The organism is Runella salmonicolor (genome assembly GCF_024158025.1).
GTDB lineage: Bacteria > Bacteroidota > Bacteroidia > Cytophagales > Spirosomataceae > Runella > Runella salmonicolor.
The window spans coordinates 1-13,151 of sequence record NZ_JAMZEL010000014.1; the positions used below are offsets into that span (position 1 = coordinate 1).

At 45.3% G+C, this 13,151-nt stretch carries 14 protein-coding genes and 1 tRNA gene; all 15 read right to left on the reverse strand.

Annotated elements, in window-relative coordinates:
* Window positions 1-198: 198 nt before the first annotated feature.
* Window positions 199-269, reverse strand: a tRNA-Gln gene (locus NCI00_RS24180).
* A 152-nt stretch (window positions 270-421) separates the two neighbouring features.
* Window positions 422-1,297: an ACP S-malonyltransferase gene (gene fabD / locus NCI00_RS24185; protein ID WP_253532044.1), complete on the reverse strand. Its 876-nt coding sequence runs from the start codon at window positions 1,295-1,297 to the stop codon at window positions 422-424.
* Window positions 1,298-1,359: 62 nt separating this feature from the next.
* A complete protein-coding gene (locus tag NCI00_RS24190; RefSeq protein WP_253532046.1) occupies window positions 1,360-1,755 on the reverse strand; it encodes a thiol-disulfide oxidoreductase DCC family protein in 396 nt (131 codons plus the stop codon).
* 26 nt (window positions 1,756-1,781) lie between these two features.
* Window positions 1,782-2,753 (reverse strand): formylglycine-generating enzyme family protein, encoded by a 972-nt coding sequence (locus NCI00_RS24195; RefSeq protein WP_253532048.1) that lies wholly within the window; start codon window positions 2,751-2,753, stop codon window positions 1,782-1,784.
* 43 nt (window positions 2,754-2,796) lie between these two features.
* A complete protein-coding gene (locus tag NCI00_RS24200; protein ID WP_253532050.1) occupies window positions 2,797-3,267 on the reverse strand; it encodes a hypothetical protein in 471 nt (156 codons plus the stop codon).
* 62 nt (window positions 3,268-3,329) lie between these two features.
* A complete protein-coding gene (locus NCI00_RS24205) occupies window positions 3,330-3,821 on the reverse strand; it encodes a hypothetical protein (protein ID WP_253532052.1) in 492 nt (163 codons plus the stop codon).
* A gap of 92 nt (window positions 3,822-3,913) precedes the next feature.
* Window positions 3,914-5,020, reverse strand: coding sequence for a hypothetical protein (locus NCI00_RS24210; RefSeq protein WP_147277023.1), 1,107 nt, complete (start codon window positions 5,018-5,020; stop codon window positions 3,914-3,916).
* 8 nt (window positions 5,021-5,028) lie between these two features.
* Entirely contained in the window at window positions 5,029-5,871 is an 843-nt protein-coding gene (locus NCI00_RS24215) for a TssN family type VI secretion system protein (RefSeq protein ID WP_253532054.1), read from the reverse strand.
* Window positions 5,872-5,929: 58 nt separating this feature from the next.
* Window positions 5,930-6,874 (reverse strand): type VI secretion system baseplate subunit TssG, encoded by a 945-nt coding sequence (locus tag NCI00_RS24220; protein ID WP_253532056.1) that lies wholly within the window; start codon window positions 6,872-6,874, stop codon window positions 5,930-5,932.
* An 81-nt stretch (window positions 6,875-6,955) separates the two neighbouring features.
* The gene (locus NCI00_RS24225) at window positions 6,956-8,791 is read right to left on the reverse strand and encodes a type VI secretion system baseplate subunit TssF (protein ID WP_253532058.1); all 1,836 of its coding nucleotides are present in this window, start codon (window positions 8,789-8,791) and stop codon (window positions 6,956-6,958) included.
* Between the two features lie 29 nt (window positions 8,792-8,820).
* Window positions 8,821-9,243 carry a GPW/gp25 family protein gene (locus NCI00_RS24230; protein WP_253532059.1) on the reverse strand — a complete coding sequence of 141 codons (423 nt, stop codon included), beginning with the start codon at window positions 9,241-9,243 and terminating at the stop codon, window positions 8,821-8,823.
* A gap of 9 nt (window positions 9,244-9,252) precedes the next feature.
* Window positions 9,253-11,130 (reverse strand): type VI secretion system Vgr family protein, encoded by a 1,878-nt coding sequence (locus NCI00_RS24235; protein WP_253532060.1) that lies wholly within the window; start codon window positions 11,128-11,130, stop codon window positions 9,253-9,255.
* A 113-nt stretch (window positions 11,131-11,243) separates the two neighbouring features.
* Window positions 11,244-11,636: a type VI secretion system tube protein TssD gene (tssD, locus tag NCI00_RS24240; protein ID WP_114065184.1), complete on the reverse strand. Its 393-nt coding sequence runs from the start codon at window positions 11,634-11,636 to the stop codon at window positions 11,244-11,246.
* 60 nt (window positions 11,637-11,696) lie between these two features.
* The gene (locus NCI00_RS24245) at window positions 11,697-12,101 is read right to left on the reverse strand and encodes a hypothetical protein (protein ID WP_253532061.1); all 405 of its coding nucleotides are present in this window, start codon (window positions 12,099-12,101) and stop codon (window positions 11,697-11,699) included.
* Window positions 12,102-12,107: 6 nt separating this feature from the next.
* Entirely contained in the window at window positions 12,108-13,151 is a 1,044-nt protein-coding gene (locus tag NCI00_RS24250) for a hypothetical protein (protein WP_253532062.1), read from the reverse strand.

Genomic DNA, 13,151 nt, shown 5'->3' on the forward strand with positions numbered 1-13,151 from the left:
GCCAAAATCAAAGCGTTCAGAAGTCAGTTCAGAGGGGTAAGAAACGTAGAATTCTTCCTGTATCGGCTAACTCAGATATATGCTTAATCTAAGTTACTCCACAACTTTTGGTTTTGATCCAAATTGTGCTGGTTCCAGCGTTTTTCGAAGTTGAAATATCCAAAATAAAAAAAGCCTCGCAATTGCGAGGCTTTTCAGTTGGCGGACAAGGACTCGAACCCTGAATAAAAGAACCAAAATCTTCTGTGTTACCATTACACCATCCACCAATTCCGTTTTGGTGGTGCAAAAGTAGCCCTTTATCGGTTACGTGTCAAGTCGTTTTTGAAAAAAAACTGATAAAAAAAATAAGCCTGCGTCTTTAGAATTGATAATCAGGGAGTTTATGAGAAATAAAAATGCAAACTTTTTTATCCACATTTTAAACTCCTGCCGTGGTAACGTCAGCCGCTATCTTCTTAACCAAGCCCTGTAAGACTTTTCCAGGACCGCACTCTATGAATTCAACGGCCCCGTCGGCCACCATGGCCCGCACCGATTGGGTCCAGCGTACGGGCGCGGTGAGTTGCGAAATCAGATTTTCTTTGATGGTTTCTACTTCAGTAGCGGCCTGCGCGTTTACGTTTTGATAAATGGGGCAACGCGGGGCTGAAAAGGCAGTAGCTTCAATGGCCGCCGCCAATTCTTCGCGAGCGGGCTCCATCAACGGCGAGTGAAACGCCCCACCCACAGGGAGCGGCAATACGCGCTTAGCACCTGCTTCTTTCAATTTTTCACCTGCGAGGCGCACACCTTCATGCGTCCCCGAAATTACTACCTGACCAGGGCAGTTAAAATTGGCTGCTACAACCACTTCTCCTTCAACCGAGGCACAAATTTCTTCAATCTTAGCATCATCCAAACCCAACACTGCCGCCATCGTCGACGGAGTGATGATACAAGCTCGTTGCATGGCGTCGGCTCGTTTGGCGACCAACCGCAAGGCATCCTCAAAAGATAAAGCTCCCGCCACTACTAACGCCGAAAACTCTCCCAATGAATGGCCCGCCACCATGTCGGGCTTGAAATCTTCAATGGTAGAAGCCAGAATAACGGAATGTAAAAATATAGCAGGCTGGGTCACATTGGTTTGTTTGAGTTCTTCGTCGGTTCCTTCAAACATTACTTTTGTAATCTCAAAACCTAAAATTTCGTTTGCTTTATCAAACATCGCACGGGCTTGGGCATTATTTTCGTACAAATCTTTGCCCATTCCGATGAACTGAGAGCCTTGGCCGGGGAAAACGTATGCTTTCATTAAGGTTATTATTGAGTGAATTATGAATTAATGACTGCAAACTTAATCACTCCCTCCCTAACTCACTCTATCACAAACAATTTTTTCTCTTCGGGCGTGGGGATACGGCAAGACTCGCTCTTGCCAAAAAGTCGGTAGCGATTTTTGGCAATGATGTCGTAGAAGAAATCACGGATGAAACGAGGAACGACGCGAAACAGATACAGCCAAGACCAGCCTTTCAAGTAACGCGCTATCTCCAGTGCCGCATCCGATTTTTCGTATAACTTCCCGTCTCTTAGCAGAAGCACGGTGTCAAAATCAGTCAGTTGGCGCTGATTATCGGCTAAGAGTCGTTGACCGAAATCGGATTGTAACGAGGCAAACCGAAACCTTCGTGCGGCATCACGGTCGATGACGAAGTTGATACTCGCGTTGCAGAAATTACAAACACCGTCAAAAAGAATTACATCGGGCATATCGAGCCTATTTTAGTATACATCAATTACTCATAACACACCCGAAAACCTACCGTATTTTTTTTGGACGCAGGTGCTAATCCGTAACGAAACGTAAGCGGTTTGGGTTCGTCGCCAAACGAGCGGCCTCTCACCACTCGACCGCTTCCTTGCGGTGGGCCAGCAGGTGCAGTACTTGGGCTGTTGGCATAATAATTTTTATCGTACCAGTCGGCGCACCATTCGGCGGCATTTCCACCCATGTCAAACAGTCCTAGCTTGTTCGCTTTTTTGGTGTTGACGGGCTTTGTTCCCGCTCCATCGGTATTTCCAGCATACCACCCCAACTCTTCGGTAGCAACCGCATCTTTAGCCGCACCACCGCAGGCTGCGTATTCCCATTCGGCTTCGGTCAAAAGACGAACTCTTTTTTTTAGCTGTCCTGAAAGCCATTCGCAATACGCCATGGCATCGTCCCACGAAACCCCAACAATAGGATGCTCATCCTGCCAACCCCAATTGGGCGGTGCGGGCATGACTTTTCCAGTAGTTTTGGCAAATGTACGGTACTGAGCAACCGTCACCTCATGCTTTGCCACGTAAAAATCAGCGAGGGTTACGGAATGTACGGGACGCTCATCAATGGCTCCTTTGTCGTCCCCCATTGAAAATGTACCACCTTTTACGAGTACAAAATCAGGTAATTCCGCGAGGCTTACGTTTTTTTCGGGTACAGGGGTTGAATTTGTATTTTTTCGGGGAAATGAGGTGGGATTGGGCGTAACGGAAGCGTTAGTTTTCTGAGCCAACGCTTTGATGGCTTTCTGGAGTTGGCTTTTACAGTAAGGTTCTTCGTTTCGAATGCGCAACGCACGTTCATAATTTTCTTTAGCGCATTGATAATCCAGTTTCTTAAAACACGCATCTGCCCGTTTTTTGTAGTCATCAAAAGTTACTTTTTGAGCAACCGCTGCGACCGAAAAAAGGATACAACCAAAAACAAACAGTAGGCGAATCATATCGTGACAATTACAGAGGTAAATTTAACGCTAAACTGACCATTTAACGTTGAATGCGTTGTTGTTCAAGTTGTTGGAGCCGCAGTTCAAGGCTTTGCTTTTCCTGAACCAACTGACCGTACTTATCCGTGAGTTGTTTCCATTCATCGTCTTGTATCAACCTAGCATTGCCCAAATCGGTCAAATAAGCCTCGTAACTTTTCAGTACAGACCTAAAAAGTGGTTTGTCATATCGCTGCTGAAGTTTAGTGATAAATCCGAAAACAGTCTGTAACTGCTTGGCAGAAAACGGTTTTGTTTTGGTCAGCACTTCGATATAATCATCCAAGCGGTCAGTTTCGACCAAAAAACCCTTGATTTCTGTTTCGGTTGATTGATTCCGTTGCAGGGCTAATTCAGGGATTTTACGCAGATTAAGATAGATTGAAATACCCAGCAAGACCACAACGCCCGCATAACAGGCCCAGAAGTACATAATGCGAGAACGGCGTATTTCAGTGTTAAGGGCTTTCATATTTTAGGAATTCGAATCTGGAGGACAAAATTAAACACGCACACACGATGCCATATTCGCGCTTATTTAATGGGCACAACGGGCGGTGGTGGCGGCTGTGATTGCATGGTTGCAATCTGGAGTTTCAAAAATTGATTATCTTGCGTCAAACGTTCAATTTGGTCTTTATACGCCTGTTTTTTAGCGACTATGTCTTTTTGATTGGCAACGGCTTCTTCATTGACCAGTATCAGAAATTTATAGTTGCGAACTACGCGTCTGAAAACGGTATCCAGCACCGTAGCCTCTGCGGGACGTTTTTGCATTGCAGTAAGTTGTTCTTGAAGATTACTTTTTGTTTGTGCCAAGGCACTCAAATCGGTGCCTTTGATGGTCATCCTGAACGAACGATAAAGGGTATCCAACAACTGTACATCCGTCAAAAACCGCGCCTCCGTTTGGGAAGAGAGCGCCGCTTTGCCTGCCGAGCGTGGGTTTAGAAAACGGTAACTGATGGCCGTCAGCAACCCAAAAAGCAGCAAACTAACCAAAATATATTTTAGAAAAGGGCTCATGCTTCGGTGACCGATTTAACCTTTGTAATTAACACTTAATGAAGGCTCATGCCATTTCTTTACACGCAGACACTTTTTTAACCTTTCTCATTTTACGAGCGGTATTGCTCCCGTCCGCGATACCCGCCGTCGCTATCGCCTTTGTAGACGTATTCAAGGCCGCTTAATTCATTAAAAATGGCGTTGAGATTGTCCAGAAAATCTTTGATGAGCGCAAAAGCAGGAACGACGTCGTTGTGGTTGTACTGAATTTTTACCAACAAATTGAGTTTTGCCTCAAACGAAGCCTGCGTTACGCCAAAACGTTGTCCAAAATAATTGTACATGTATTCTTTGTTACGTTGGGGCAAACAACGCAGTGTGCCCATAAAAACCCGGGCAAATCGCGCGAAATATTCCACAAAATACGCAGGCGATGATTCATTGAGTATCAAACGGTAATGGTCGTACGAGTCGGCTATGTGCAGGATGACTTTTTGGGCCAATATCCCCACATTTTTTGACCAATCGTCCTGCGCTTTCAAATACACATTCTGCACGGTGGTCTCGGCGTTTTTGTCAATCTGCCCAATCAAGGCATCAAAATGGTCATAGTACCACATCAACGTTGGATGGGCACTGATATTCATGCACGGTGGCACGTATTCCCACTCCGATAGCAGGTTGAATTGCTGATTTACTTTTTTGAGTTTTCCAACCACCAAATGATGAATACCAGAGGTATTGTGCTTGATATGCTCGGCGGTAGCCACGGCCAATCGGAGCGAGGGCATCCAATAAGGCAAACGCAGCGGCGATTCCTTGGGGTCAGGTTCGCCAAACGGCACTACGTTGGTGGGGTCAACAATGAGCAACACATAAAACTCCGTGCTGCGCTCATTGAGCAATTCGTTTTGAATACTTGACAGCGAGCAGGTCAATGAGGGTTGACTGGCATAAGCGGGGAATTCAATGCGAACGCCGCCCGGCGTAACAGCCCGACAAAACGGCAGCGTCAGTTCATTGCCGTTTTGGCTCAGTTGACACACTTTTCCGTCGTTGGAAGGCAGAAGGCCGTAAGTATGGGCGTTTAAGTGCGTACGGGCCACATCGCACATTGCGTCGATTGCGGCCAAATCACTGCCCAACAGGTGGTCTTTGGTGATTTTCATCCCGTCCACCCAGTTGATCGGTAAATGCTTTGAAGTTGGAGTTGCCATACGCAGGTTTAATCGGTATAACTACGCGCAATAATCGGTGTGCTCGTGGTTATGTTATTTTGAATAAAGGTTTTTTCAGGGTCAAGGTACGTTTTAAATAACCCCCAAAACGAGGAGGTATAAAAAACCCACCCCACGGCCCGGCCCGTTTGAATATCTTCAAACAAGATAGGGTTATTGGGGTCGACTTTGGTATTGTACAAATTCATCATATAATGCAGCCATTCGCCCAAAGTACGATCTTGGGGCGCTTCAAATTCGTGGCCTTCCCACGTGGGATCATTGGGTTTCTTGCTGATTCTGACCTTGACCCGCATCGTATTTCGCAGTTCAATCCCAGGTACACGCGTTGTGATGGGATAATACCATTTTCGATAAACACTCGGCGGTATAGCCGTCCAGAAATCATATGATTTAATAAACACATAAGGCAACAAATACCGCAAAGCGCCCAGCGAAAGATACGGAATGAGCATCCCCGTTTGTTTGGAAATGAGGGAATATGAAAGGATGAACCCCCCCATCCCAAAAAACATGAGTGAGACGCACAACCAAAATCCGGGGGCAAACTCTTTACGTACTAGCCACGTCGAAAAGTTTTTGTAGGCCGTTAGTAAAAAGACAACACCCAAAATCAAAGCGCCCGTTTCAAACACAATAAAACCCAACGACAGCGACGCTATTTGACTAACAATTCCTCCCAATGCCGCAAACAGAGCAAAGACAATGAGCACGTGCATCAACAATTTTTGGGAGAAAATCGCCGATGATTTTAAATAGGCAACAATCCCTAAATTGGCAATTCCAAAGACAATATTTCCGATTAAAAGCGTAAGTATTGTTGACGACATTCCTACAATTGATTAATTACTGAATTTGAAATTAGTCTCCATTCTTCACTAAAAATACTCATAAAACCGTCGTAAAACCTAATAATGCCGCCTGACTTCCCTTATTTAACTGAAATCCATCACCAGATTTTTGGGGTAGCAATTCCAACCACCAATCCAATTCAATCGGCACTAACAATCCAGCCAGAAAATCGACCATTTTTCGTTGTCTACCATTTGGAACATACCCTTCCATTTGGTTGGCTGAGAGTGGGCCGATGGAAATTTTCAAACAAAGGAAATGGTCGGTCAACGAAGGAGTGGCAATGACCGTATCCACGCCCAAAGCGGCCTCTCCCAGTGGCACAAAAGGGGCATCAACTGGTAGTGCCTGAACAAGTGACTCGTAGTCCAGTTCCACCGAATCACCCAACAATTGCTCAAAACAATCGCGCATCCACACCAAATTCCCCGCGGCTTTGTGGGCAATGGTCGTTATTTGGAACAACGAAGCTTGCTGATTATCTGTCAAGGACAAGTGGGCACTTTCCGGCCAAAAAACGGCTAAAAACTCCTTCAAAAAACCTTTATCCTGCCCCGCCAACGCTTGTTTTTCAAACTGCTCAATGCGCACCCGTTGATGGGTGATGGCGTTGTCGAACGGCAGAAAAAACTGCCGGGCATCGTCTTCTTGTCGTTCTTCTTCATTCCGAATCTCCTCCCATTGCTCATCGGTTTTATTGCGGCCAGTGGGGCGGTGAAAAAGGCGCTCAGGCAAGGTGTCGTACAGACCATCGCGGGGGGTATTGACCCGGTACCACGATGTTCCGGTGAGTTCGTTGAATACTTCCTCTATTTCTGAAACATCCCGTTCGTAAAAATACGCCGATGAGCGCTCGGGATAAATAACAATTTCTTCTTTCCGACAAAACCCGCTCGCAATCAATTCGTCCACCACGGCCTCTACCCGAAGCCGCCTGACGGGCAATTGATCCAACGCTGATTTGAGTTCTTCGGGTGACATGGGTGATTTTAGTGGCTTGGTTGCTTAAAAGGAAGGTGGAGGTAAGAATTTGAAAGTATGAAGTCAGAAATCGACCTGCACTTACGTCACTGTTCCGTTGACCAACATCCGAATGGGCAAAACGCCCGACGACTGTTCTTCCAACAAATGTTTGATGCGTAAACTATACTCCGACCATTGCTCAGGCGGAAGAGGTTTAGCAGGATTAGGCGTAAGATTGATGTCCAAAGTTCGCTGTAGCCCCTGATACTGAGACGCTCCCATGCTGAAACCCTTGCTGATTTCCACCCGCTTTAATTTATCGCCCAGTTCGGCAAAACACACCGCTTTGTAATCTTCCATCGTCACGGCGCGCCCCCGGGTGAGGATTGCTTTTTTGAAAACGGGTAAATTATCGTCTCCCTGCAACGGGCGCTGCCCGCCTTTGGTGGTGGTGAGGAGCATGGTTATGTCGTCCGTAAAAGCAATATTTGCGCGGTCTCGCGTGAGTTTTGTGCCAAATGCGAGGTTGTTGGCGGCATCTGCTTTCGTGGTCCAATAGCGCACGCTGAGTCGCCCGTTTTTTTCGGTGGTTTTAGCGCTGATAAACCAGTTTTGAAAATTATCTTTTTTAATAATGTTGCTGATGCGTTCTAGCCGCTTCCTAATTTCTTCCACGTCGTTTTCGATTTCACCGCGCCCCAAGGCCATAAACATGGCTCCTTCGTCCCGCAGTAAATCCACTAAATACGACAAAATTTCGGAAGCATCGCGCTCATCAAAACGCGCCACTCCACCCTGTCGGAGCAAATATTGATTACCTGTTTCTCGATTGAACTGCTGCACGTTGACGAGTTTGACCCCCGTAGGAGTCTCAACCTCAATCATATCCAGAAAAAAATCAGTTTCGTCGGTACGAATGGGAAATACATTAAACAACGCCCGCAATTCCTGAAAATTAGTAACTGCCCGACGGTTGACCACGGGAAAAGCGTTTACATCGAGGTACATACGTGACAAAATTTCTGGCGATAACGCACCGGGAAATTTGATTTTTATCCAAAACAATTCTTGCACAAAATACCGCTGAAGCTCATCAGGGCGCAGGAAAGAGGCGATGGCTTCGGGATATTTTTTCTTTTGACTTTGCATTGGAATTTCTTGGCCCGTTAGTCGATTGCGGCTGCTAACGCTTAGTACCTGCCCGTCGTATTGACGTTGTACCGTCCGCTCAATCCGGGCCGAAGCGCCCAGTTCATTGGCCAGACCCTCAAAAGGTTTTTTGTTTACCAACCCCTGCACTACCTGAAGTTCTTCGGTGTCGGTAAACATCCGTACGTCCAATAAACGGCTCAGATGGGTTACGCGTGAGGGGTCATTGCGCCAATCAAAAAAGAGCGCCAGGTCCTCAAGGGCTTCCAATTCTTCGTTTAAAGATAGGCCAATCCAGACTTCATCCAACGGCAACGCTTGGTCCATAAAAAACTCACGCGGTGCGCCTCCCATACCCATCTCTCGGATGCGGCTTTGCATGATGACGGTATTCAATCGGAGATTATGCAGCGTATACTGCCCCACCGACGAGAAAAAAAACTCTTTTCCTGCCAAAGCGCAGCTGAAGGTATGTTCTGGCAACACATCGAAAGTAGGGTCAAGGATGCCGGCTTTCATCATGGCATGGGCGGGTTGTGGCCCCGTAAGTACCTCTGGCGTAAGCAAGTGGGCCAAGCGCTGCACTACCCGGCTCCGCGAATTATCTAACTCGTGATGAACATTTTCGAGCCCCGTGGCAAAAGCGCCTAATAGCATCCCGACGAGCGGATCAAAGCTCTCGATGGCCAAATCGCTTTCGTCATAATGCCACAAACGCGCAATTTCCCGAATCATTTCGCTTCGGATTTGTTCGCGGGTTTTGTATCGTTGGGGTTCGTTGTACATAGTTAGGGGTTATGGGTGAGCCGTTTACCTCAAGAGTACCTTACTAATCGAAACTTCATGTCTTTCAAGCGTTCTTGTGTCTGCACCAACGTACTTGAAATGACAATCTGAATATAACGACAAATGCGGGGGCTTCCACCTTCTACTTTTTCTTCTACATCCGTAATTTCAATATCAACTTTAATAATCGTAATTCGCGGTTCAAATTTTTTGAGGTATTCTTCCACCGACCGTTTGATTTGGTCTTTGCTGGGCGTATCTCTCAATTGCCGAAAATCATAGCCATGAATGTTGCATCCGTAATTATGGTCAAAATGAAACTCCTTGGGTTTGGAAGCCAAGTAAAGCGATATATTTTGGGCAATGGAATCTTCCACCGAAATTTTTTCGGTGAATTGGCGCTTCATCAGTGCCCCAAACGAGGGCGGAACGGGGTAATATTCGTCGGCCATGCTTATTCGTTAATTGATTTCAACCATTGCCGCCTTTAATGTCGCTTTCGGTCCACCTTTTAGGTCAAGATTGACTTTTGCTTCCACCAATGCGTTGGCGGCAGATTTGATATTGATATCTTCGCTCAACGACTCAATCGTTGTGCTTTTACCGACCACTCGGGCACTACTGCTGTTGGATGACATTTGTACGCTTCCTGTATCAGCACCCATGGTAAGGTTATCTTTTGTCTGAACCAAGGCATATCCTTTACTCTCCACATCAATGGCTTTTGAGGCTTTTATATTAATTTCTTCGGCATTCATATTAATGGTACCAGCACTGATATTGACCGTTCCCTGGCTTTTGATGTTAATATGCGAGCCTCCATCGAGCGATAGTTCAATTTGATTTTTATTGGCTTTATTGAATATCTTAATCTTTTCTTTGCCTTCGGTATCATCAATGATAATATGATTCCCGCCTCGCGTAATAATCCCCTTGATGTGGTTATCTTCTTTAAACAATACATCACCGGGCATTCGAGGGCCTCCGTCATTGGCGTATAAACTGCCACTTACATAAGGTAAATCAGGATTGCCAAACTCAAAGTCCACCATCACCATATCGCTCACCTCGGGGATAAAATACCCTTTTGAGAGACCAGTCATCATGCTTGCAACCCGAATAAAAGGCGTTGTTTCACCTTCAGGCTGCCATCCAAATTGCACTTTTATCCGTCCCAATTTCAAGGGATCTTTGGTGTCTCTTACCTGCGCGATGTGTGGCCGAGCTACGGGCGTCACAATACGATAATCAACGGGCGGAAACGTACTATCTTGCGGAACAGCCTCAAAATTAGCCTGATATACGCCACGTGCATCGACAAAATGATTAAGTCTCGTCACCACAAATGTGCCGTAATCAATGGTATCCGTACGTATTCCATCTATAAACACTGGCTCGGTGATGGTCACTAAGCCGCCTATTTTCATCTCCATTTCGGGGCTGCGCCCCGTAAACACCGCCAATTTGTTGGCCTGCTCACTTCTCTTGAGTTTAACAGCTGTTTTAAGGCTGGTTTCACTGGCATGGTCCGTGAAATTAATATTCATCAAATCATCCGCAAAAACTTCTTTGGAGCGGTCAAATGTCATTTGAGAGAAAGAGCTGAGCCCTTCTACCTGCTCACTTGTCGAGTCTGCTCTAAATAAATCAAACGCTTCATAATTAAAATAAGATGCCTTAAAATTGAGGGGTGTTACCCGCAATCCGTATTCCATATCAAACAGATTGGTGCCGTGGGTCAAGGCTACCGTGGGGGAGGTTTCTCGAATACTTTTACCAAAAATCAACGATCTGCCGTCATAAAACATCCATTCGCCAAACTCTTCGGCCAAGCGTTGCAAAAAATGAAAGTTATCTTCTTCGTATTGCGTCACGTAAGGAATGGGCGTACTGTTGGTAGGGGCCAAACTTGTAGCGAACGGAAAAGGAGAAAGAACCTGCGTAACAATATCCATCAGCGATTTGTCAGTAAAACTCCGCGTTGTGACCCCAGCAGCCAATTGGATGGTTGGGCTTAACCCCGAAATCAGGTAGGTACTCGATTGACTTTGTCCCTTAACCAACCGAATCGATGTGACGATTCCCGAAAAAATCTGTGTTTGTTCAGTTACACCTAACCGCCCCTGACGCAGGGTGATGGCGGCCGTTTTCCCCACAAATTTTTCTGCCAGTTCTTTCAATTTTATGAATCGATTGGCGAGCATATCAGGCGACACGCTGATTTCGAAATCGTGGTGACTTTCAAACCGTTGACCAATCCGCAGGTGATTGACGCGCCGAATGGTTTCACCGTTGATGGTGATTTCAGTGCTGGCAGTAAAAGTATTGGTGAGAGCCATGATGTAACGTGTAACTTGCTAAAAATAAAAAGTATCAATCTATCAAAAAAGCAGTTGTGCCACATTAGCGAGGGTTTATTTCGCAGAATGCGGCACAACCAAAGGCTTAGAGGCTACTCTCTTTTCAATTTCAATTTTTGCCCATTGACGTCCAAATCCCGTGAGCAGATGGTAAAAGTTTGGGTTCCTGTGCCCGCTCCTGCCAGATTGAAGGTTTCGCTAAAGTTGACCACCGAGGCATCGTTAAACTTGATGGTGCGTAGTTCTTCGCCTTTTTGGTTCACAAATTTGATTTCACCGTCGATGTCGTCTTTGTGCTGGAGGGTCATCAACTCAATGATTTTCGCATTTGCGTTACGGGTTTCGATGGTTACGTCGATGTTGCCACCAAATACTTCTGAAGTAGTTTCGTTGGTATGGGGGTTTACGTGCTGATGAAACGAGTATGAACAATGCAATACTTCGAATTCAGTGCCGTCGATTTTGATGGTTGCCTTGTGTGCCATTTTAGTAGAATGTTTTAAATTGAACTGTTAAAAGTGAAAAGAGTGATTAAAAAGCGATTGTCATCTGTATAATCTCTGAAAAAGAACGATTCCAATGATGGAGATTACCAGTATTATTTTCTGTATGAGTCCGATGATTCGGTGCTTGTTTTCGGCAATAAAAGCCGCCGTTGGGTGATTTTGGTTATTGATTCCTTGTTGTGCTTTCAGAAAAGTTTCAATCAAAAAAGCAAATAGCATGATGGACAAGAAATAAAACAAGACACACATCACCACCAACACAATCCTGATAATCAAAGTCTTAGAGCGCTCATCAATGGGTTTGTTAGTATCCAGCCCTTCAAAACTGCCATGCACATAATAATAATACAGGCTTCCAAAAATCAAGGGTAAAACAATCAGAGCTACGAATGAGAGGAAAGCACCTGTCCCATAAAACCGATAATCAAGCAGTCGCTCATTCATGCGTAGTTAAACAGTTTTAAAATTTTGAATCAGGAGTTGTAACGCCCTTTTATTGATGGCCCAAGAGTCAAAATCCTGCACTTTTGCCAATCCAAACATTTCTACGTAAAACCAATTATCGGAGTTATGTGCCAAATAAAAGGTAAGATTGTATTGTATCCCATTGCCTCCTGACCAGTACGTAAAATTGATGCTGTCGGCTACGGTATTGAATCCTTCAAAGACGGCGGCCTCCTGAAAACGGATGGTGTTAAAATCAAATCCTTTGTCAAAATAGGGTCTCAAATATTCCCAAAGCACCGCTTCTGAGGTTGGGTACTGTTTCATGCTCACGGCATTGATGGTCAAGGCTCCCGATACTTGATTTTTGAAGGTTTTGGTAAAACAGGCCCTCATTTCGTCCATGGTATCGTTGTGATGATGCACTTCATGCCATGACATAGGCACATAGGTAGCAAAATCGACAGGGTAGCGTCTAGTAACCAGCTTGAGCCTTTCAGCCAGTTGATATTCAGGCTTATACAATGGTTTAAACGTCGAAAGGATATAATAGAACAAATCGGCGTTTTGGTAATAATAATTTTGATTACAAGCCAAGTTAAGGGTCACCACAAACGCACCGTGTTCCATCCATACTTTATAGCCCGTTCGGCGCGTAATCCACGTTTGCCCATCCGAAAAGCGTTTTGAAAGCAGTATATCGGGCTTTTCGGTATCATTATCAATGAGTCGTTGCTGCATTATTTCTTCCTGACTGAGCGTAGCCAAGTAGGCGTAATAATCATTCAGCGAAATTTCGTGTTGGATAGCTCCCGCTTGAATTATTATTTCAAACGTTTGATTTTCAGTACGGTCTCTAAAATATCCTAAATCTACGAATGGAACTGCAGGTACGGGTGGATTAGGATTTGATTTGAACAGGAACAGAAAATCAGGTATGGCAACGGTACACTTCAGCAGGTTGAAACGATGCTCATCGTTGTTCCATTCCTGAAATCTAACACCACGAATGGCTGCTGCATTTAGCTCCGTTGGAAAATATAAATCCAT